Consider the following 20,333-nt stretch of genomic DNA (forward strand, 5'->3'; position numbering starts at 1 on the left):
CGGGAGTCCAGGTGCTAGACGTGGTCGCGCCAGCTGTGCCGGGGCTCGTACCCGAGGACGCGGCGGGCCTTGTCGATCGAGAGGAGGGTCTCGGTGCCGGTCACGCCCCGCGTCAGCTCGACGTCGGGGAACACTTCCGCCGCGAGGTCGGCGCTCGGGCGCGTCATGACGGTGTCGGCGGCGGCGATGATGAAGCGGTCGAATCCCGGAGCCGCGTTCTCCAGTGCCTTCGCGACGGCCTGCGCGCCGTCGCGTCCGTCGATGTAGCCCCAGAGGTTCCACTTGCGGGCGGTGGCATCGGCGTCGAAGGACGGGAACTCCGCGTAGTCCCCGGGGTCCATCACGTTCGAGAACCGCAGTGCCGTGATGCTCAGCTGCGGGTCCCAGCGCGTCAGCTCGATGGCCAGTTGCTCCTCGAGGTGCTTGACCAGCGAGTAGGTGCTCTCGGGCCGCGCGGCGTAGTCCTCGTCCACCGGGATGTACGGGGGAGGGGTGTCGAACGGCAGCCCGAGCACTGTCTCGCTGGACGCGTAGACGACCCGCTTGATACCCGCACGCCGGCATGCCTGGAACACGTTGTAGGTGGCCGTCATGTTGTTGTGGAACGTGGCCACGTCCGCCTGCAGGCCCGGCGCGGGGATGGCGCCCAGGTGCACGACGGCGTCGAACCCGCTGTGCCTGTCGTCCACGCCGAGGAGGGCGTCGATCACCTGGCCGTAGTCCCGCAGGTCGATCCGCAGGAACCCGGGGCTGCGCTCGCCGTACTGGTCCAGTTCGAGGACGGTGTGCCCTGCCTCGCGCAGGCCGCGCACCACGCTGCGGCCCAGCTTGCCGTTGGATCCGGTGACCGCGACGTTCAGCGGCGTCGGGCCCGCCATCAGACGGGCCGCTTTTCGGGGGAGACGGTCTTCGTGACGTCCGTCTCGGCGAGGTCCCCGATGGCGTCGTCGATCGCCTTCAGGACGTCGTCCTCGAGCTTCACGCCGGCGGCGGCCGCGTTCGACTCGACCTGCTCGGGGCGTGACGCGCCGATGATCGCCGAGGCGACATTGCTGTTCTGCAGCACCCAGGCGATCGCGAGTTGCGCCATGGTGAGGCCGACGCCGTCGGCGATCGGCGCGAGCTTCTGGACTCCGGTGAGGACGTCGTCACCCATCCAGCGCTTGATCATGTCGGCCCCGCCCTTGTCGTCCGAGGCCCGTGTGCCCTGTTCGGGCTGCTGCCCGGGCCTGTACTTGCCGGTCAGCACGCCCTGGGCGACGGGCGACCAGACGATCTGGGACAGCCCGAGCTCCTCGGAGGTCGGGATGACCTCGCCCTCGATGACGCGCCAGAGCATCGAGTACTGCGGCTGGTTGGAGATGAGCTGGAACCCGAGGTCCTTCGCGAGGGCGTGCCCGTCACGGATCTGCTGGGCCGTCCACTCGCTGACGCCGATGTAGAGGGCCTTGCCCTGCCGCACGATGTCCGCGAACGCCTGCATGGTCTCCTCCAGCGGCGTCGCATAGTCGTACCGGTGCGCCTGGTACAGGTCCACGTAGTCGGTCTGCAGGCGCTGGAGGGAGCCGTCGATCGACTCCATGATGTGCTTGCGCGACAGCCCGACGTCGTTGTGTCCCTTGGGGCCCGTGGGTCCCCAGACCTTCGTGAAGATCTCGAGCGACTGCCGGCGCTCGCCCTTCAGCGCCTCGCCGAGGACGGTCTCCGCCGCCGTGTTCGCATAGACGTCCGCCGTGTCGAAGGTGGTGATGCCTACGTCGAGCGCCGCGCGGACGCACTGCGTCGCCACGTCGTTCTCCACCTGCGAGCCGTGGGTCAGCCAGTTGCCGTAGGTGATCTCCGAGATCTTGAATCCGCTGTTACCGAGGTGTCTGAAGTCCATATCGCGATGCTAGCCCTGCCGGCACGCGCTGCGGTAGGTCGCCTGGGCAACCACCGGGACGGGGGGAGTGCTTTGGAGGGGATTCGGGCCCTACCGTAGACTCGATCATCATGACTACCCGCTTCGCGACGCCCGACGAGATAGCCCGTTGGAACACCATCATCAGCGATAATCCGGACGGCGGGAACGTGATGCAGGGGCGGGAATTCGCCGAGCAGAAGCGCGCGACGGGGTGGACGCCGGTCTACCTGATGGTGAACGGGACAGCGCTCACGGTCCTGCAGAAGACCGTTCTCCCGCTCGGCCGCTACTGGTACGTCCCCAAGGGCCCGGGCGTCGGTGACGCCGCAGCCCTCGTCGCGCTGCTGCCCGAACTGAAGGCCTTCGCGGCCCGCCGCGGCGTGTTCGGCGTCAAGGTGGACCCGGAACTCCCCGCCGATCCCGCCGTGGCGGGAACTCTCGAGGCCGCGGGCCTGGTGCGCACCGTCAACGTCCAGCCCAACGTCTCGACGGTGATCCTCGACATCTCCGGTGACCTCGAGGGCATCGAGGCGTCCTTCGGGTCGAAGACCCGGTACAACATCCGCGCTGCCCGCAAGGCCGGCGTCGAGACGCGCGTGGCGGAGGTCGACGACGAGAACTGCCGCATCTTCTACCGCCTGCTCGACGAGACGGCGGAGGGCAGCTTCTCGATCCGCAGCGAGGAGTACTACACCGCTTTCTGGCAGCGCCACGCCCGCGCCCAGGCAGGGACCTTCCTGTTCGCGTACGTCGACGGCGAAGTGGTGTCCGCGGACTTCGTCATGGTGCTCGGTGCGAAGGCCAGCCGCAAGGACGCCGCCAGCACGCGCAAACGGACGGTCCGCGGAGCCAGCGCCCTGCTCGAGGTGGCGGCGATCGAATGGCTCAAGGCCCGCGGGGTCACGGAGTACGACCTCTGCGGGGCCCCGCCGTCGAGCCAGGCGAAGAACAAGGACCACGAGCACTACGGCATCGGCATGTTCAAGACCGGGTTCAACTCCACCATCACCGACTTCGTGGGGACCTTCGACCTTCCGGTCAGACCCCTCCAGCACCGCGCCTGGCTGCGGGTCGGAGAACGGGCCGCCCTGAAGATCCACCGCATGCGCCACCACGAGAGCTGGTACTGAGAATGACGAAGTTCACCGCCCGTGCCGCCACGGCGGACGAGGTGGCGCGCTGGGACGAGCTCGTCCCCGCGAACCCGCTGGGCGGCAACGTCCTCCAGTCGGGTCCGTTCAGCCGTGTGAAGCAGCGCCAGGGCTGGGTGCCGGTCCACCTCGCCGTCGAGGCCGCGGACTACACCAGCTACGTCATCGCCTACCAGCGCAGCATCCCCGCCCTCGGCGCCCTCTGGTACCTGATCAAGGGCCCCGACACTGCTGTCCCCGAGGAGGTCCCGCCGTTCGTCGACGCCGTGGTCGCCTATGCCCGGACCCGGCCGGGCCGAGTGTTCGCGGTGAAGATCGAACCCGACTTCCCCGACACCGACGAGCTGCGTGCCCTCTTCACGGGCGCCGGGCTCGTCAAGACGTTCAACATCCAGGCCAATGACAGCACCGCGATCCTGGATCTCACCCCGGACGAGAACCAGCTCCTGCGGAACCTCTCCTCGCGCGGGCGGAACGCCGTGCGTCGGGCTCTGCGTGACGGCGTCCAGGCGCAGCGTGTCGATCCGACCGAGGAGACGTACAGGACCATGTACGCGCTGATCGGCCAGGCCCAGCAAGGCCGCCTCTCCGCCGTGCCGAGGCCGTACGAGTACTACCGCGGCTTCTGGCAGGAATTCGTCGACGCCGGTATGGGACGCTTCTATTTCGTCTTCGAGGACGGGAAGCCCTCGGTCGGTGCGTTCGTCATCCTCTACGGCCGGAAGGCCACCTACAAGGACGGCGGCTCCCTGCCGAAACGCAACCAGTACGGGGACTCGCACCTCGTCCAGTGGGAGGCGATCCTTGATATGAAGCGCCTCGGCGCCCGCGAGTACGACTTCTGCGGGACCCCTCCAGCCAGCCGGCTCAAGGACAAGGACCACCCGCAGTACGGACTCGGGATGTTCAAGACGAGCTTCACGAAGACGGTGACCGACTTCGCGGGATGCTACGACGCCGTCGTCCGGCCTCGCACCTACCGGGTGTGGCACTCGGTGGGTGAACGCGTAGCCCGCCAGATCCACTGGCGCCGTCACCGGCAGCCTTTCTACTAGGCCTCTCAGGCCGCCCGAACCACCTGGATGGACGATTCAAGAGGTGCTCCCATGACAGACGGCAACCGTGAGAAACCGGTGGAAGCCCACTTGCCCCCCAACAACCCGTCGCCCGTCGCCGAAGCACTGCCCGTCATCCGGCGTCCCTTCGATCCGAGCGACGACGAGAAGAGCAGGCTCACGGCGGGTCAAGGCAGCAGCGGAAGGAAACCTCCGAAAGCCACCACGCCTCCACGGCGTCCCGCAACGGAACCGAAGGTTCCGCGTCCGGGTCGGCGACAGCCGCGGCCGACGGACGCCCTGCCCACCACCCCCAGGAGCGTCCCGGCGTCGAGCCGGCCCAATGCCGCAGCCCGCACGGTGCTCCGGCGGCTCGTGCAGGGCGAGGCGCCGCCGACCCAGGCCATGAGCATCGTCGAGCGACTGGCCGGCAGCCCCTACGCGAACCCGATGATCCACGTGGGCGGCCCGGATGCCAGTGCGCGCAAGGCCCTCGACTTCGCCCTCAACCTGGCCGAGACCATGTTCCGTTACGGCGCCGGGGCCCTCGAGGTCGAGACCAGCATCATCGCCGTCACGGCTGCGTTCGGACTGGACCACATCGAGGTGGACATCACCAACCAGTCGGTGGTGATCAACTACTCCGCGAAGGACCAGACACCGACGACGGTGCTGCGGGTGGTGCGCTCGTGGACCAACAACTATGCCGGTCTCACGGCCATCCACCAGCTCGTCTCCGACATCGCCGACGGCGGGGTCTCGCGGACCGAGGCAGCACAGCGGCTCGACGAGATCATCCACCGCCCCAAGCCCTTCCCCCGCTGGATGGTGACCGCGGCCTTCGGGATCTTCTCGGCGGCCATCGTCGGATTCGTCGGCGGGACCCCGCTCGGATCCCTCATCGGGTTCGTCAGCTGCATCCTGGTCGACCTGGTGAGCCGCAAGCTCGGTGAGTGGCGCGTGCCGGAGTTCTTCTCGGTCGCCACGTCGTCCGCACTGGTCACGCTGATCGCCATGCTGTTCTGGTGGCTGCAGGTGCCGATCTCCCCGGCGCTCGTGGTGGTGGGAGGGATCCTGCTGCTCCTGCCGACCGGACGGCTGGTCTCCGCGACCCAGGACGCCATCAACGGCTTCCCGGTCACTGCCGCGGGACGCTTCCTCTCGGCGATCCTCATCTTCGCAGCGCTGGTGGCTGGTATCGCCGTCGCGCTGGTGGCGGGAGCGGCCCTGGGGATCCCCGAGCTCGAGGTGCTCGAGTCCTCGGGCAGCCAGTACCCGTGGCCGGTGGTTGCCCTGCTCACGTTCGTGGCCGTGGCGATGATCTGCGTCGCCGAGCAGACGGACGTGAGGCTGGTCGTCCCGACGTCGCTCGTCGCCGTGGCGGGCTACCTCCTGATGATCAGCGCCATGGCCGCCGGGGCGGGGTACCGGCTCGCGCCGGCCCTCGCGGCGATCCTCATCGGTGCGCTCTCCCGCGTCGTCGCCCTCCGGCTCGGCGCCCCGCAGCTGGTCGTGGCCGTACCGGCCGTGCTGTTCCTGTACCCGGGGCTGACCATCTTCCGCTCGATGTACATGCTCACCATCGACTCCGGGGTGGCGAGCGACGGCGCGTTCGGCCTGTTCAACGCCCTGACCATCGTTCTCGCTGTGGCGGCCGGGGTGGTACTGGGTGACAACCTGGCCCGACCGTTCACGAGGAAGCTCAGTTCCGACGAGCGGCAGAGGAACCGACGGCGCTAGCTGCGCGGCGGCCGTCGGGAACGGCCTGTCCTATGCACCCGGGGCCGCCGATGTGTGCGACCAGTCGATCGGGTCGGCGCCCTGCTGGGCCAGGAGTTCGTTCACGCGGCTGAACGGTCGTGAGCCGAAGAACCCCCGGGAGGCGGAGAGCGGGCTGGGGTGCGCCGATTCGACGGTGGGCGTCGGGCCGAGCATCGGTTTGAGGCGCAGGGCGTCCTTGCCCCACAGGATCGCCACGAGCGGTCCGCCCCTGGCCACGAGCGCCCGGATGGCCGCGTCCGTCACCAGTTCCCAGCCGATCCCGCGATGTGAGGCGGTTTCTCCTGCGCGGACCGTCAGCACCCGGTTGAGCAGGAGGACGCCCTGCTCGGCCCAGCCCGACAGGTCGCCCGTGGCGGGTGGTGCGGACCCCGTGTCCGAGGCGAGCTCCCGGTAGATGTTCGCCAGGCTGCGCGGGATGGGGCGCGTGGCGGGGTCGACGGCGAAGCTGAGTCCGACGGCGTGGCCCACCGTCGGGTAGGGGTCCTGCCCCACGATGACGACCCGCACGCGATCCAGGGGCGTGGTGAAGGCGCGCAGGATGGAGTGGGCCTCGGGCAGCACCCGCCCGCCCTTGTCGAGGTCGGCGCCGAGGGACTCGGCGAGCTGGTGGAGCACGGGCTCCACGGGCTTCAGGGCCGCTGCCCAGTCCGCGGGCAGGAGGTCGCCCACGTCCGCGGGTGCCGCGAAGGGGAAGACCGAGGCGTTGGGCGAGGGGACGGAGGGTTTCGCGTTCCTGCCGGGCCCGCGCCCACGCGTGGTCCCGTCCCGGGGAAGGGTCTCGGGAAGGTCGAAGAGTGCTCCGTCGTCGTGGGTCATGGGCCCATTCTTGCGTGCTCCTCCCACGGCCGTGTCCGGAATGACACCGGTGTAATTCCCCTCTACCATGGGATGACAGTTGTGCCGGCAGATGGAAGGCGGTGGCGCGATGGCCGATCCGCAGAGGCACTCGGACACCTCCGGGCAGGACCCAAAGCCGGCCCTGGGCGACCGCGAACAGCGCATGCTCGCCCTCGAGCGCGAGTGGTGGAAGTATTCGGGCGCGAAGGAGCAGGCCATCCGCGACCTGTTCAACATGTCCGCGACGCACTACTACCAGGTGCTCAACGCCCTGATCGACACCGAGGCAGCCCTCGCTCACGACCCCATGCTCGTGAAGCGACTGAGGCGCCTGAGGTCCACTCGTCAGAAGGCACGCTCCGCCCGCCGCCTCGGCGCGGACATCTGATCCAGCCCGCCACGGCCACGAGCGAAGGACATCCTCATCCATGACTGATCACCCACGGGACGAGTTCGACAAGGTCCCGGAGGCTTCGGCGCGCCAGGGCGTCCACCGCGAGCGGCTCATCCCGGCGCGTGCGGGCGGTCTGGGGCTCAAGATCACGGTGGGAGTGCTTGCCCTCGTGATCGGTCTGGGAGCGTACTTCCTCCTTCCCCGGCTGGGCCTCACCGGGGGCGGCGACGGCGCGACGGCAGTGCTGCCCACCAGCGCCCCGAGCGAGGCCGCGGCGCAGGACGACGAGGCGTCCGACGCTCCATCGGCATCGGCCACACAGGACGCGGACGCGGAGGCGACCGATGCGCCAGGCCGGGAGACGACCTCGACCATGGGCACGGACGGGGAGGAACCCGACCTGGCGCAGACGGTCAACGTGCTCAACGGCACCGGTTCCCCCGGGCTCGCCTCGGTGGCCGCCGCCCGTCTGGCGTCCGAGGGCTGGGTGTCGGTGCTCCCCGGCAACTGGGCGGGGGCACCGCTCGACACCTCCGTGGTCTTCTACAACGGCGAGGAGCAGCGCTCCGCTGCCGAGTCGGTGGCGGCAGACCTGGGCATCGGCGATCTCGCCGACAGCCCCGGGATCTCGCCGTACATCTCCGTGGTGCTCGGGCCGGAGTTCCAGTAAGTACCCCGACCCGTCCCGCGGGCCGGTCACTCAGGGCCGGTCGACCCGTAAGCTGTCAGTCCCTCAGCGGGATGCCGCGTGCATCCGTCCGGAACGATCCGGATCCGACCAGGATCAGGATGCCTTCGACGAGTCCCCAGATGCCCGCCGCGATGGCGCTGAGCCCGAACGTCAGGAACACCCCGACGGTGGACATGAGGACCAGGACGACCCCGATCGTGGTGTAGCCGAGGTAGAACCTGTGGATGCCGAGGGAGCCCAGCAGGATCCCGAGGACTCCGGCGACCACGCGGGACTTCTGGGGCGCGTGCGGCTGGCCGTACTGCCCCTGCGGGTACCCGGCCTGGTTGTACCCGGCCTGGTTGTACCCGGCCTGGTTGTACCCGGCCTGGTTGTACCCGCCCTGGTTGTACCCGCCCTGGTTGTACCCGCCCTGTGCGGGGGAGGGCTGTCCGTAGGGCCCCTGCGAATACCCCTGGGCGTGGGGGTTCTGGGCGGGTGACCGGTGCGTGGACGGGTCCTCGCTCCCGGGCGTGTAGGGCCGGGGGACGGGCTTCGGCGGCGAAGGGTCGGCGTCGCTCGCGCTCGAACGATGCGGGGAAGCGTTCTCCGCGGCGGTGGGGCCCTGCCCCGTTCCCTGCGGAGTGCTTCCCGGAGCCCCGCCGTCCCGTTCCTGCGCGCCGGAGTGCTCATGCGATGACCCGTCGGGCTGCCTGTCCGAACCGTTTGCTGACGACGACACTGTGTCTCCCCTTCTGCTCGTTGTACGCCCAACCTATGCGCTCGATGCTCTCCGCGCTACGCCCCCGTCGCGGCCGTTACCCGAGCCGCCGCAAGGTCGCCGTCCCGGGCTGCGGCAGGTTGCACTCACGTGGTGAGAGTGCTAATTATTGAGTTGGCACTCACGCGCGCAGACTGCTAAATCTGCGGGTGGAGAGGCAGGAAAACCTCTGTGGTGGGGATGGCGCCCGGAACGTGAAAGAGATCGTTCAGGCGTCGTCCGGCCGTCGCGGGCACCGCACACAGGCAGAGCATTCAAGTGCTTCAGATGAAACCGTCCCGAAAGGACCTAAGCCGTTATGGCCAAGATCATTTCTTTTGATGAAGAGGCCCGCCGCGGCCTCGAGCGAGGCCTCAACATCCTCGCTGATGCCGTCAAGGTAACGCTCGGCCCCCGTGGCCGTAACGTCGTGCTCGAGAAGAAGTGGGGCGCCCCCACCATCACGAACGACGGCGTGTCCATCGCCAAGGAGATCGAACTCGACGACCCGTTCGAGAAGATCGGCGCCGAGCTCGTCAAGGAAGTCGCCAAGAAGACGGACGACGTCGCAGGCGACGGCACCACCACGGCCACCGTGCTCGCCCAGGCCCTCGTCAAGGAAGGCCTGCGCAACGTCGCTGCCGGTGCGGACCCGCTGAGCCTGAAGCGCGGCATCGAGAAGGCCGTCAAGGCCGTCACCGATGAGCTGCTCGCCTCCGCCAAGGAGATCGAGACCAAGGAGCAGATCGCTGCCACGGCGTCCATCTCCGCCGGTGACACGCAGATCGGTGACCTGATCGCCGAAGCCCTCGACAAGGTGGGCAAGGAAGGCGTCATCACCGTCGAGGAGTCGAACACGTTCGGCCTCGAACTGGAACTCACCGAGGGCATGCGCTTCGACAAGGGCTACATCTCGGGCTACTTCGTCACCGACGCCGAGCGCCAGGAGACGGTGCTCGAGGATCCCTACATCCTGATCGTCAACTCGAAGATCAGCAACGTGAAGGACCTCGTCGCAGTCCTCGAGAAGGTCATGCAGTCCGGCAAGCCGCTGCTGATCATCGCTGAGGACATCGAAGGCGAAGCCCTCGCGACCCTCGTGGTCAACAAGATCCGTGGCACCTTCAAGTCCGTCGCCGTGAAGGCTCCGGGCTTCGGTGACCGCCGCAAGGCGCAGCTCGCCGACATCGCCATCCTCACCGGCGGCCAGGTCATCGCCGAGGAAGTGGGTCTCAAGCTCGAGACCGCCACCCTCGACCTGCTCGGTACCGCACGCAAGGTCGTCGTGACCAAGGACGAGACCACGATCGTCGAGGGAGCCGGCGACGCCGACGCCATCGCCGGTCGCGTGGCCCAGATCCGTGCCGAGATCGAGAACTCCGACTCCGACTACGACCGCGAGAAGCTGCAGGAGCGCCTGGCCAAGCTGGCCGGCGGTGTCGCAGTCATCAAGGCCGGCGCAGCCACGGAGGTCGAACTCAAGGAGCGCAAGCACCGTATCGAGGACGCCGTCCGTAACGCGAAGGCAGCCGTCGAGGAAGGCATCGTCGCCGGTGGTGGTGTTGCCCTCATCCAGGCCGGCGCCAAGGCATTCGCCAACCTGGAGCTCTCGGGTGACGAGGCCACGGGCGCCAACATCGTCCGTGTCGCCATCGACGCACCGCTGAAGCAGATCGCCTTCAACGCAGGCCTCGAGCCTGGCGTCGTCGTCGACAAGGTCCGCGGCCTGCCTGCGGGTCACGGCCTCAACGCGGCGACCGGCGTGTACGAGGACCTCCTCGCAGCCGGTGTCAACGACCCCGTGAAGGTCACCCGCTCGGCGCTGCAGAACGCGGCCTCGATCGCGGGCCTGTTCCTCACCACCGAGGCCGTCGTGGCCGACAAGCCGGAGAAGGCAGCTCCTGCCGGCGGCGGCGACGACATGGGCGGCATGGGCGGTATGGGCGGCTTCTAGCCCCCACCGGCTACCCGCCGACGCAGTTCGAGAAGGGCGGCACTCCCTGGAGAGGGGGTGCCGCCCTTCCCTTGTCCGCGACCCGGACGGAAGCCGCAGGGGCGTCGTCCTGTCCGGGGAGGGGGCGCAGACCCGGCGCGATCCGGCCGGTCAGCTCATGAACATGCGGGCGTTGCTCTGCTCGGCGTCGGCGTACTGCCGGGTGGCGACGGTGAGCGCCTCGTTGATGCCGGTCAGGGACTCCTCGACCTGCTGCTGCGTGGCCCTCCACTGCAGGATCACCTGCTGGAAGTTGGTGGCCGCCTGACCCGTCCAGAGGCCTTCGAGCTCGCGCAGCCCGGCCTGCATCGAATCGACCTCCGCCCGCAGCCTCGTGATGGTGCCCTGCACCTGGCTGCTCCTGGCGGCGAGGCCGTCGGTGTCCACGTTGAAGAATGTCATTGCTGTGCTCCCTGTCCTCGCGCTTGCATGATGCCCCGACGCTAGGGCACGGCGGAGAGCGATCAGCGGTCCTCGCGGGGTTTGTGGACAACCGGCTTCGCGGACGGCGCCTGCGGAGGAGTGGCCCCGTTCGAGTAGGCGTGTTCCCCCTCGCGCGGGGCGGACTGATCCGAGGGATCGGCGTCGTCGCCCTGACCCTCGCCGGGCGCATACGGCAGGCGGATCGACAGCGTCGCCCCACCGCCGGGGGTCTCCTCCAGCCGTACGGAGCCGTCGTGCTGCGCGACCAGCGCCGCCACGATCGCGAGGCCGAGCCCTGTGCCACCCGTCTCCCGATGACGGGACGTGTCGGCGCGGTAGAAGCGCTCGAAGACCTTGGCGGCGTCGTCCTCGGAGATCCCGGGGCCGTGGTCCCGCACCTCCAGCACGGCGTCGCTGTGGCCGTGGAGCACGGGTGCGACGCCGACCGCGAGCTCGATCGGCGAGCCCTCGGGCGTGTAGCGGAGGGCATTGGTCATGAGGTTCGCGACCACCTGGCGCAGGCGGGCCTCGTCACCCCTGGTGGGCGCGGAGCGCGGGTGGCCGCCGTCGAGCCCGATGACGGTGATGGTCCGATCGGGCGCCGTGGCGCGGGCGTCGAACGCGGCGTCGTGGCCGAGCACCATGAGGTCCACGGGCTTCACCTCGAGGGGGCGCTGCTCGTCGATCCTCGCGAGGGTCAGGAGGTCCTCGACCAGTTGGCCCATGCGGATCGCCTCGCTCTCGATGCGCTTCATGGCAGCGGCGACGTCCTCCTCCTTCTGCAGGGCGCCGTGCCGGTAGAGCTCCGAGTAGCCGCGGATGGTGACGAGCGGTGTCCTCAGCTCGTGGGACGCGTCCGCGACGAAGCGTCGCATCTTGGTCTCCGACGTCGTCCGGGCGGCGAACGCACGCTCGATGTGCGCCAGCATCGCGTTGAGGGACCGGGACAGTCGGCCGATCTCGGTGGAGGGACGCTCGACGGCGACGCGGCGGGAGAGATCGCCTGCGGCGATGGCGGCAGCGGTGCGCTCCACCCGGGCGAGGGGTGCGAACTGCCGGGTCACGGCGACGAAGGCGATGAGGGAGGCCAGCGCGGTGGTGATCAGGCCCGAGGTGAAGATGATCTCCCCGGCTTCCTGCAGCGACTCGTTGACGGTGTTGAGCCGGGAGGCGATGGCGAGGTAGCCCTCGGTGTTGGCGAACCGGAAGATCCGTACGCGCCAGCCCTGGCTGTCGTCGCCGGTGCTGGCGACGTCGAAGCCGGCACCGTCGAGGGCGATGATGCGTTCCGGCGTGATGCCCTCGAGGTCAGGGATGTCCTCGGCGTCATCGGACTGGTTCGCCACGAGCTTGGTGCCGTTCCGGTCCAGCACGGCCGCGTAGTACCGCAGGACGGCGCCGTCCGCCTGCGGTTCGGCGGTGTAGATCTCGGCGGCGACGGCGCGTGCGTTGCTCTGGAGGTCGGCGTCCACCCGGTCGATCAGGCCGTCGCGCAGGAGGGAGACCGTGGCGAGGCCCGTGATGCCCACCGTGACGATCATGAGGAGCATGATGATCGCCACGAGCTGCGAGCGGAGCGACGCCGCGTTCCAGCGCTTGATCAAGGGGCCGCGCTACCGCTTGTCGGCGGTGCGGAGCAGGTAACCCACGCCGCGCTTGGTCTGGATCAGCGCCACCGCATCGGGGTTCCGGTCGATCTTCCGGCGCAGGTAGGAGATGTAGGACTCGACGATCGAGGCGTCGCCGTTGAAGTCGTACTCCCAGACGTGGTCGAGGATCTGCGCCTTCGAGAGCACGCGGTTCGGGTTCATCATGAGGTAGCGCAGGAGCTTGAACTCGGTGGGCGAGAGGTCGATCGTCTCCCCGCCGCGCCGGACCTCGTGGGCATCGTCGTCGAGTTCGAGGTCGTCGACGCGGATCACGGCGTCGTCGTCCTCCAGGGGGTGTGTGCGGCGCAGGACGGCCCGGATGCGGGCCACGACCTCGTCGAGGCTGAACGGCTTCGTGACGTAGTCGTCGCCGCCGACCGTCAGGCCGGTGACCTTGTCGTCGGTGTCGTCGCGGGCGGTCAGGAAGACCACGGGGAAGTGACGACCGGCAGCACGCAGCCGCCGCGTGACGGTGAAGCCGTCCATGTCGGGGAGCATGACGTCGAGTACGGCGAGATCGGGGTTGTGCGTCTCGGCGGCGGCGAGGGCGTCACGCCCGTTCGCCGCGGCGACGACGTCGAAACCGGCGAACCGGAGCGAGGTCGAGAGGAGCTCGCGGATGTTCGGTTCGTCGTCGACGACCAGCAGTTTCGCTTCGGGGGCTGATTTCTTCACCCCACCAGTATCCGCAGGTAGCCTGTGAATTGGCTGGACCATTCCTGTTGGGTTGCTCTCTGGACGCTGGGCTACTTCTCCCCGGTCGGGGCGTCCCCGCGCTCCTTGTCGGGCGCGTCCCCGATCGATGCGGCATCGAGGGTCCGGTATGCGTAGCCCTGCTCGGCGAGGAACCGCTGGCGCTTCGCCGCGAAGTCCTGATCGAGGGTATCCCGTGCGACCACGGTGTAGAAGCGGGCGGCGCGGCCGTCGGCCTTGGGCCGCAGCAGGCGTCCCAGGCGCTGGGCCTCCTCCTGCCGTGATCCGAACGAACCGGAGACCTGGATCGCCACGGATGCCTCGGGCAGGTCGATGGAGAAGTTCGCGACCTTCGACACCACGAGTACGTGCACGTCGCCCGCCCGGAAGGCGTCGAAGAGCCGCTGCCGCTCCTTGACCGTCGTCTCACCCTTGATCACCGGGGCATCGAGCCGTGCCGCGAGGTCGTCGAGCTGGTCGATGTACTGGCCGATGACGAGGAGCTGCTCGTCCTTGTGCGCCGCGACGAGCTTCTCCACCACGTCCGACTTCGTGTCCGACGTCGAGCACAGGCGGTACTTGTCGGCGTCCTCGGCCATGGCGTAGGCGACACGCTCGTCGCGCGGCAGGTCAACGCGCACCTCCACGCAGTCGGCCGGGGCGATGTAGCCCTGTGCCTCGATGTCCTTCCACGGTGCGTCGTACCGTTTCGGGCCGATCAGCGAGAACACCTCGTCCTCGCGGCCGTCCTCGCGGACGAGGGTGGCCGTGAGGCCGAGCCGGCGGCGCGCCTGGAGGTCGGCGGTCATCTTGAAGATGGGGGCCGGCAGGAGGTGGACCTCGTCGTAGACGATCAGGCCCCAGTCGTTGGCGTCGAGCAGTTCGAGGTGCGGGTAGAGTCCGCCGCGCTTGGTCGTGAGGACCTGATAGGTCGCGATGGTCACGGGCCGCACCTGCTTCACGGCGCCGGAGTACTCGCCGATCTCCTCCTCGGTGAGCGAGGTGCGCTTGAGCAGCTCGTCCTTCCACTGCCGTGCCGACACCGTATTGGTCACGAGGATCAGCGTGGTGGTCTGGCTCGTCGCCATCGCGGCCGCTCCCACGAGTGTCTTCCCTGCGCCGCAGGGCAGGACGACGACGCCGGAGCCGCCCGACCAGAAGTTCTCGACGGCGAGCTGCTGGTACGGGCGGAGCGCCCACCCGTCCTCGTCGAGCACGATGGGGTGCGGTGTGCCGTCCACGTAACCCGCGAGATCCTCGGCGGGCCAGCCGAGCTTGAGCAGCAGCTGCTTGAGCTGGCCGCGCTGCGAGGAGTGGACGACGACGGTCTCGCCGTCGATCCTCGGGCCGAGCAGCGGCTGGATCTTCTTGGCGTGCAGGACCTCCTCGAGCACGGGGTAGTCGGTGGTGCGCAGCACGAGTCCGTGCTGCGGGTCCTTCTCGAGGCGGAGTCGGCCGTACCGGGACATGGTGTCCTCGATGTCGATCAGGAGGGCATGCGGCACCGGGAAGCGCGAGTACTTCAGGAGCGTGTCGAGGACGCGCTCGGCGTCGAGCCCTGCAGCGCGTGCGTTCCACAGGCCCAGCGGCGTGAGGCGGTAGCTGTGCACGTGCTCGGGGGCGCGTTCGAGCTCCGCGAACGCGGCGATCGCATGCCGCGCCTCGGTGGCCTGCTCGTGGTCCACCTCGAGCAGGATGGTCTTGTCACTCTGGACGATCAACGGCCCGTCAGCCATCTGCGATGCTCCCTTCGAGGATCTCGACGTCCATTACACGATGCACGGACACGACTTTCTCCACCTGCGTCTCGGGATCGACCACGCGCAGGCGGCCACCCGACACCGAGAGTGGAACAAGGACCTGGCGTACGTGATTCCCCTCGCTGTCGGCGGTGCCGAGGCGGATGCGGCTGCGGGACCGGATGGCCGCACGCAGTGTCTCCAGCCCGAGGAGCGTCTCGCTGTCGGAGCCGCCCGCAGGGTCTGCGGCGACCGGCTTCGCCGAGCGCAGGGCTTCGACCTGCGTGGCGATCTCCTCCTCGGCCACGGACCAGGGGTTCAGCCGTGATCTCAGCTGCTCGGCCGGTACGCGGGCCGCCGTGACCGGATCGCCCGGTGCAGGGGAGGGCCCGACGGCGGCGGCGTCCGATGCGGGGGAGAACCCGAGATCCCGCAGGAGTGCGGTCAGCTCCGGCGCGGAGGCGGGTGAGACCAGGACGGTCGGTGCGATCCGGACGACGCCGAGCACCGCGGCCCGCGGATCGGCCAGCACAGCGGCGGCCACGGCGTCGTCCTCGGTGCGGAGATAGCTCCCGGCGCGACCGACACGGAGCCTGCCGTACCGCGACGCCGTGTCCTCAACGAGATACGCCAGGGCCTGCGGGATCTCGGTGATCGACGAGGAGCGCAGGAAGGCGAGGATCGACGATGCGTCCTCACCGGCGTCGAGCGCGGCACGGATGGAGTCCGCGGAGAAGCGGTAGGTGGTGGCCGGTCCCTGGCCCTCGGGCGTGGCCATGCGCAGCAGGCCGCGAGCGACCTCCGGCCGCAGGTACCCGGGTGCCACGGCGGTGAGGTCCGCCTGCAGCACCACCTGGGAGACCGGCTCGGGCAGGGCGCCGCGCACGGCGAGCGCGGCATCCTCGAAGCGGCCCTCGGCAACCAGCCGGCCGGCCCCGGTGAGGGCGCCGCTGCCGGTCAGCCCGAGGGACGCGGCTTCGGTGAGCATGCCGGGCAGCAGGCGGGCGAACCGTCGGTGCAGGCGAGGCTGGTGCCAGGAGGCGAGGGCCACGACGGAGGACTCGTCGAGGACCGGTACGGCGGCGGGGCGGTCAGCGGTGTCCTCCCCGGGGGTGGCGGGGTCCGCGCCGGTCGCCGGGTCGCCGCTCGCGGCCCCCGAGAGTTCGACGGCGACGGCCAGCAGCCGCTGGCGCACCATCGGGGCGTCGGGCCGGGAAGCCTCTGCGGCGAGGGCGTTGATCGCGGTGCCGTCGGGCATCCGGGAGCCCACGAGTGCCGGTGCGCGGTCCACGGCCAGCCACCCCTCGACGAGCAGGAGCCACTGGGCGTCCCGGTCCAGGGCCTCCCAGGCGTCGAGACGTGACGTCTTCCAGCGCGAGTCGTCCGGATCGAGGGTGAGGAGTCCGACGGCGGCTGCCAGTTCCAGCAGCCAGGCCGTCGTGTCGTCGTCGATGCGCAGCGCCTCGCGGACGCGTCGGAGTTCACGCACCCCGATGCCCCCGGACCGCAGGGTGGCGACGGGCGTCGACGCGACGGAACCGAGGAGGGCGGTCATGAGTCGGAGTGTCTCCGCGATGGCGCCGAACGCCGCATTGTCGCGCAGGCTCGCCCGGGTGGTGCTTCCCGTGGCGGTGGGCGGTGCGGCCTCGAGGGACGCGAAGACCGCGTGCCCGCGCAGCGCCATCCCGACACTGCGTGGCAGTTCCACGTGCAGGGCGTCCAGCGGTGCGAGTAGGCACCGGTCCTGCAGCCAGCGCACGGCAGGCTGGGCGCCGCCGTCGCCTCCCGCCGCAGTGGAGCCGACTGGGGCGTCCCTCAACCGGCGGAGGAGGGTCGCGGCGGCCTCGGGGGCGTCGGCCAGGACGCGGTCCCAAGCCACCTGGTCCGACGTCAGGAGGGTGAGGGCCTGCGCGGCGGACGCGCTCGTCATCGTGTCGTCCGCCGCAGCAGGGTCGAGGAGCGGGACGGCCTGGATCAGCGCCTGGCCGAAGCGTGGGATCGATCGGGCGAGCGCGCGGAAGGGCCTGCCGAGGCCGGCGGGGTAGGGGCCGACGGCGTCGGGCAGCGCGCCGACGGGCAGGAAGCCCTCCGTCGCGGATCCCACGATCAGGGCACGCCCGAGGAGGCCCGTGAGGACGGCGTCGATGGCTTCTGGATCCGAATCGGCGAAGGCGCTGGTGAGGCGTTCGCGTGGGACGGGGCCGCCGTCGTCGTCGCTCAGGACGACGATCGCCTCGATGACCTGCAGGTGCGGTCGGGACACGTTCTCGAGGGCGCGCTGCAGACTGGCGCGGGTGGACACCCGTGCCGCGAGCGCGGCGAAGTCGGGCACCGGGGGGAGGATGAGATCGGGCCGGACGGCGAGCAGGCCGCGCAGGTCGTCGTCGCTCCTGCGGGCCAGGTCTTCGGCCAGTGCTCGGATGGCGGACATTCCTTCAAGGGTACCTGCCGCCTCCGACACGGGCCCGGCCGTCCGCGTGCCTCACCCGTCCTCGCGGGACGGGGGTCAGGATCTGCGGCGGGAGACGACCGACCACACGACGAGCGCCGCCATCAGGAGGAAGGCGATCGGCAGGCAGAAGTAGGTGGCGAGCACGAAACCGGGCCACACCGTCCCCTGGAGAAAGGCGGTGGCGAGGATCGCTGCGAGCGAGACGAGCCCGACGGCCGCGAAGGCCACCGCGAGGATCAGCACGACCGACCGGCCGCGGGATCTCTCGTCCTGTGCGTCATCGGCGGCGCCGTGCAGGGGGTCGGTGGAGTGGGCCGGTGCCGGTTCGTCGGGGATCATAGCTGTCCCAGACTACAAGAACCACGGCGACGGCGGCCCCGGGCGACGCTATATCCTAGGGGGTACAGACTTCCCCGGCCGGCCCGAGCGGCAGTGCGCCCGGGCATCGGGACACCCGAGCGCTCACGGATCGGGGCCAGGACCGCAGGCGCTCGCCGCCCGGTACAGCTAAGAAGAGGTAGACGACGTGCCCATCGGCAAAGTGAAGTGGTTCGACGCGGACAAGGGCTTCGGGTTCCTGTCCACCGACGACGGCAAGGAGGTGTTCCTGCACGCCTCGGCGCTGCCGGCCGGGGTGAGCGAGGTGAAGGTCGGGACGAAGCTCGAGTTCGGCGTGGCCGACGGACGGCGCGGACCCCAGGCGCTCTCCGCGCGCATCCTCGAGCAGGCACCGTCGGTGGTCAAGGCCACGCGCAAGAGCGCCGATGACATGGCCGTCATCACCGAGGACCTCATCAAGCTCCTCGACGGGGTGTCCAACGGACTCCGCAAGGGCCGTTACCCCGAGAAGGCGCATGCCTCGAAGGTCGCGGCCGTGCTGCGCGCCGTCGCCGACGACCTCCACGCGTAGGCTTCGATCATGACCTCGAGCAACCTTGAGACTGCCGACGCCGCTGCTTCCGCCGATGCCGGGACGTCGGTCGAGGCTTCGACGACCGCTCCGGGTGAGGCGCCGCGCAAGCCCCGGGCATCGCGTCGCATCCCCAAGTCCGACGTCGTGCTCGAGTCCGCCGTGGACCGCGCCCGCCTCGGCATCCTCGAGGTCGCTCCAGAGGAGCAGGTCGGCCGCCACGTGTCCGCGGTCGTCGAAGGCGAACGGCTCGTCACGCACCGGTTCGAGGCGTTCGTGCCGGGCTATGGAGGATGGCACTGGTACGCGAGTGTCGCCCGTGTGGCGCGCAGCAAGGACGTGACGGTGTGCGAGGTGGGTCTCCTGCCCTCCGCGGCGTCCCTCATCGCGCCCGAGTGGCTGCCATGGTCCGAGCGTGTGCGTCCCGAGGACTCCCAGACGGACGGGCAGGTGCCGGCCGACGGCGTGGCGCAGGTCCAGGACGACGAGGCGCCGTCGGTTGCAGCCTCGGACGAAACCGCGTCGGGCGACGACGCCGCGGAAGCCCCCGACGCCGGGTGACCGCGTCGTGGCGCCGTAGCGGAAGGTGAGGAACATGAGTACCTTCCGTTCGCTCGGCATCCACAACTACAGGCTCTGGTTCGTCGGGGCCCTGATCTCCAACATCGGCACCTGGATGCAGCGGACAGCCCAGGACTGGCTGGTCTACGACATCCTGACGCCGCAGAGCGCCTCGGCCCTCGGGGTCGTCATGGCCCTTCAGCTGGGGCCGCAGCTCGTCATCGCCCCCTGGGCAGGCCTCATCGCCGACAGCGTCGACCGGCGGCGTCTGCTCGTCGTCACGCAGGTGGGCATGGCGCTCCTCGGCGTCGGGCTCGGCGTGCTGGTCCTGCTCGACGTCGCCGTCCTGTGGCACGTCTACGCCTTCGCCCTGGCGCTCGGTATCGTCTCGGCCTTCGACGCCCCGGCGCGGCAGGCCTTCGTGTCCGAACTCGTGCGTGACGAGTACCTGCCCAACGCCGTGGCCCTCAACAGTGCCTCCTTTAACGGCGCACGCCTGATCGGTCCGGCGATCGCGGGCCTCCTGACCGCCGCGGTCGGGCCCGGGTGGGTGTTCCTGATCAACGCCCTGACCTTCGGCGCGATGGTCTACGTACTCCTCGCGATGCGCAGTTCCGAGCTGAACAGGCAGCCGCGGCAGGCGCCGGGCAAGGGCAGGATCCGTGCCGGGTTCGCCTATGTACGGCACCGGCCCGACCTCATGATGGTGCTGCTCGCGATCTTCATCGTCGGAACGTTCGGCCTGAACTTCGCCGTCTTCATCGCCTCCATGGCGCGCACGGAGTTCGGGCAGGACGCGGGGGTCTTCGGCGTCCTCTCCTCCGTGATGGCCATCGGATCGGTCGCGGGAGCCCTGCTGTCCGCGCGGCGGGACCGTCCGCGCCTGCGTTTCGTCTTCGGGGCGTCGGCCGCCTTCGGTCTCGCGTGCATCCTCGCTGCTCTTGCACCGACCCTCTGGCTGTTCGGGCTGGCGCTCGTGCCGGTGGGCCTGTTCGCGCTGACCCTGATGACGAGCGCCAACGCCTACGTGCAGACCACGACCGATCCGCTGATGCGTGGACGCGTCATGGCCCTCTACTTCGCCATCTTCCTCGGCGGGACGCCGCTGGGTGCGCCGGTGGTCGGCTGGGTCTCCGACGCCTTCGGCCCGCGGTGGAGCCTCGGGGTCGCTGCGGCCTCAGGACTCATCGCGGCGGCGGCAGGGATCTTCTGGGCGTGGCGTTATCACGAGGTGCGGCTGCGCTACGACCGGTCCGCACCGCGCCGCCTGCGTCTCGACCACGAAGCCGGAGCCGGCGACAACGCGCCGTAGGGTTTCCGGCGCTGCACGCCACGCCCGTCGATGATCCATCATCGACGCC

General features: G+C 69.6%; 19 protein-coding genes. 9 read left to right on the plus strand and 10 right to left on the minus strand.

Annotation, left to right across the window (positions count from 1 at the left end):
• Positions 1-14 precede the first annotated feature (14 nt).
• Both AC4D2O_RS03475 and AC4D2O_RS03480 read right to left on the minus strand, forming a co-directional pair.
• Entirely contained in the window at positions 15-860 is an 846-nt protein-coding gene (locus AC4D2O_RS03475; protein WP_490905840.1) for an NAD-dependent epimerase/dehydratase family protein, read from the minus strand.
• 17 nt (positions 861-877) lie between these two features.
• The gene (locus AC4D2O_RS03480; RefSeq protein ID WP_490905215.1) at positions 878-1,882 is read right to left on the minus strand and encodes an aldo/keto reductase family protein; all 1,005 of its coding nucleotides are present in this window, start codon (positions 1,880-1,882) and stop codon (positions 878-880) included.
• Between the two features lie 110 nt (positions 1,883-1,992).
• Here AC4D2O_RS03480 and AC4D2O_RS03485 point away from each other — a divergent pair, with 110 nt between their 5' ends.
• Genes AC4D2O_RS03485 through AC4D2O_RS03495 form a run of 3 tightly spaced genes read left to right on the plus strand, consistent with a single transcriptional unit; the run spans position 1,993 to position 5,849 of the window.
• Complete coding sequence (locus AC4D2O_RS03485) at positions 1,993-3,033, plus strand: lipid II:glycine glycyltransferase FemX (protein ID WP_490905216.1); 1,041 nt, start codon at positions 1,993-1,995, stop codon at positions 3,031-3,033.
• A gap of 2 nt (positions 3,034-3,035) precedes the next feature.
• Complete coding sequence (locus AC4D2O_RS03490) at positions 3,036-4,109, plus strand: lipid II:glycine glycyltransferase FemX (protein ID WP_490905217.1); 1,074 nt, start codon at positions 3,036-3,038, stop codon at positions 4,107-4,109.
• Between the two features lie 51 nt (positions 4,110-4,160).
• Entirely contained in the window at positions 4,161-5,849 is a 1,689-nt protein-coding gene (locus tag AC4D2O_RS03495) for a threonine/serine exporter family protein (protein WP_490905218.1), read from the plus strand.
• A gap of 30 nt (positions 5,850-5,879) precedes the next feature.
• Here AC4D2O_RS03495 and AC4D2O_RS03500 read toward each other — a convergent pair whose 3' ends face one another.
• Entirely contained in the window at positions 5,880-6,707 is an 828-nt protein-coding gene (locus AC4D2O_RS03500) for a uracil-DNA glycosylase (RefSeq protein ID WP_490905219.1), read from the minus strand.
• 109 nt (positions 6,708-6,816) lie between these two features.
• On the opposite strand from AC4D2O_RS03500, the gene AC4D2O_RS03505 reads away from it, so the two are divergent.
• A complete protein-coding gene (locus tag AC4D2O_RS03505) occupies positions 6,817-7,116 on the plus strand; it encodes a DUF3263 domain-containing protein (protein WP_104051863.1) in 300 nt (99 codons plus the stop codon).
• A gap of 40 nt (positions 7,117-7,156) precedes the next feature.
• A complete protein-coding gene (locus tag AC4D2O_RS03510; protein ID WP_490905220.1) occupies positions 7,157-7,792 on the plus strand; it encodes a LytR C-terminal domain-containing protein in 636 nt (211 codons plus the stop codon).
• Positions 7,793-7,847: 55 nt separating this feature from the next.
• Here the strand turns inward: AC4D2O_RS03510 and AC4D2O_RS03515 are convergent, their stop codons facing one another.
• The gene (locus AC4D2O_RS03515; RefSeq protein ID WP_490905221.1) at positions 7,848-8,534 is read right to left on the minus strand and encodes a TM2 domain-containing protein; all 687 of its coding nucleotides are present in this window, start codon (positions 8,532-8,534) and stop codon (positions 7,848-7,850) included.
• 337 nt (positions 8,535-8,871) lie between these two features.
• Between AC4D2O_RS03515 and groL the strand changes: the two genes are divergently transcribed.
• The gene (gene groL, locus AC4D2O_RS03520; protein ID WP_490905222.1) at positions 8,872-10,506 is read left to right on the plus strand and encodes a chaperonin GroEL; all 1,635 of its coding nucleotides are present in this window, start codon (positions 8,872-8,874) and stop codon (positions 10,504-10,506) included.
• 150 nt (positions 10,507-10,656) lie between these two features.
• On the opposite strand, the gene AC4D2O_RS03525 is transcribed toward groL, so the two are convergent.
• From AC4D2O_RS03525 to AC4D2O_RS03550, 6 genes are all read right to left on the minus strand, one after another.
• The gene (locus AC4D2O_RS03525) at positions 10,657-10,947 is read right to left on the minus strand and encodes a WXG100 family type VII secretion target (RefSeq protein WP_490905223.1); all 291 of its coding nucleotides are present in this window, start codon (positions 10,945-10,947) and stop codon (positions 10,657-10,659) included.
• Positions 10,948-11,009: 62 nt separating this feature from the next.
• A complete protein-coding gene (locus AC4D2O_RS03530; RefSeq protein WP_490905224.1) occupies positions 11,010-12,572 on the minus strand; it encodes a sensor histidine kinase in 1,563 nt (520 codons plus the stop codon).
• A gap of 9 nt (positions 12,573-12,581) precedes the next feature.
• Entirely contained in the window at positions 12,582-13,292 is a 711-nt protein-coding gene (locus AC4D2O_RS03535; RefSeq protein WP_490905225.1) for a response regulator transcription factor, read from the minus strand.
• A gap of 71 nt (positions 13,293-13,363) precedes the next feature.
• Complete coding sequence (locus AC4D2O_RS03540) at positions 13,364-15,046, minus strand: DNA repair helicase XPB (protein WP_490905226.1); 1,683 nt, start codon at positions 15,044-15,046, stop codon at positions 13,364-13,366.
• Positions 15,039-17,480 carry a helicase-associated domain-containing protein gene (locus AC4D2O_RS03545; RefSeq protein WP_490905227.1) on the minus strand — a complete coding sequence of 814 codons (2,442 nt, stop codon included), beginning with the start codon at positions 17,478-17,480 and terminating at the stop codon, positions 15,039-15,041. Before AC4D2O_RS03545 ends, AC4D2O_RS03540 begins: the two co-directional genes overlap by 8 nt.
• A gap of 75 nt (positions 17,481-17,555) precedes the next feature.
• Entirely contained in the window at positions 17,556-17,840 is a 285-nt protein-coding gene (locus tag AC4D2O_RS03550; RefSeq protein ID WP_490905228.1) for a hypothetical protein, read from the minus strand.
• Between the two features lie 187 nt (positions 17,841-18,027).
• On the opposite strand from AC4D2O_RS03550, the gene AC4D2O_RS03555 reads away from it, so the two are divergent.
• The 3 genes from AC4D2O_RS03555 to AC4D2O_RS03565 are packed head-to-tail and all read left to right on the plus strand — an operon-like array spanning position 18,028 to position 20,284.
• The gene (locus AC4D2O_RS03555) at positions 18,028-18,411 is read left to right on the plus strand and encodes a cold-shock protein (RefSeq protein WP_490905229.1); all 384 of its coding nucleotides are present in this window, start codon (positions 18,028-18,030) and stop codon (positions 18,409-18,411) included.
• Positions 18,412-18,420: 9 nt separating this feature from the next.
• Entirely contained in the window at positions 18,421-18,972 is a 552-nt protein-coding gene (locus AC4D2O_RS03560) for a DUF3027 domain-containing protein (RefSeq protein WP_490905230.1), read from the plus strand.
• A 34-nt stretch (positions 18,973-19,006) separates the two neighbouring features.
• The gene (locus tag AC4D2O_RS03565; RefSeq protein ID WP_490905231.1) at positions 19,007-20,284 is read left to right on the plus strand and encodes an MFS transporter; all 1,278 of its coding nucleotides are present in this window, start codon (positions 19,007-19,009) and stop codon (positions 20,282-20,284) included.
• The last annotated feature ends 49 nt before the right edge of the window (positions 20,285-20,333 follow it).

Source organism: Arthrobacter sp. TJ-238, assembly GCF_058269215.1.

Coding starts and splice junctions, on each gene's coding strand:
- AC4D2O_RS03505 (WP_104051863.1), top strand. CDS start 6,817: ATGGCCGATCCGCAGAGGCACTCGGACACCTCCGGGCAGGACCCAAAG.
- AC4D2O_RS03545 (WP_490905227.1), bottom strand. CDS start 17,480: ATGTCCGCCATCCGAGCACTGGCCGAAGACCTGGCCCGCAGGAGCGAC.
- AC4D2O_RS03560 (WP_490905230.1), top strand. CDS start 18,421: ATGACCTCGAGCAACCTTGAGACTGCCGACGCCGCTGCTTCCGCCGAT.
- groL (WP_490905222.1), top strand. CDS start 8,872: ATGGCCAAGATCATTTCTTTTGATGAAGAGGCCCGCCGCGGCCTCGAG.
- AC4D2O_RS03495 (WP_490905218.1), top strand. CDS start 4,161: ATGACAGACGGCAACCGTGAGAAACCGGTGGAAGCCCACTTGCCCCCC.
- AC4D2O_RS03510 (WP_490905220.1), top strand. CDS start 7,157: ATGACTGATCACCCACGGGACGAGTTCGACAAGGTCCCGGAGGCTTCG.
- AC4D2O_RS03500 (WP_490905219.1), bottom strand. CDS start 6,707: ATGACCCACGACGACGGAGCACTCTTCGACCTTCCCGAGACCCTTCCC.
- AC4D2O_RS03550 (WP_490905228.1), bottom strand. CDS start 17,840: ATGATCCCCGACGAACCGGCACCGGCCCACTCCACCGACCCCCTGCAC.
- AC4D2O_RS03490 (WP_490905217.1), top strand. CDS start 3,036: ATGACGAAGTTCACCGCCCGTGCCGCCACGGCGGACGAGGTGGCGCGC.
- AC4D2O_RS03540 (WP_490905226.1), bottom strand. CDS start 15,046: ATGGCTGACGGGCCGTTGATCGTCCAGAGTGACAAGACCATCCTGCTC.
- AC4D2O_RS03565 (WP_490905231.1), top strand. CDS start 19,007: ATGAGTACCTTCCGTTCGCTCGGCATCCACAACTACAGGCTCTGGTTC.
- AC4D2O_RS03480 (WP_490905215.1), bottom strand. CDS start 1,882: ATGGACTTCAGACACCTCGGTAACAGCGGATTCAAGATCTCGGAGATC.
- AC4D2O_RS03525 (WP_490905223.1), bottom strand. CDS start 10,947: ATGACATTCTTCAACGTGGACACCGACGGCCTCGCCGCCAGGAGCAGC.
- AC4D2O_RS03485 (WP_490905216.1), top strand. CDS start 1,993: ATGACTACCCGCTTCGCGACGCCCGACGAGATAGCCCGTTGGAACACC.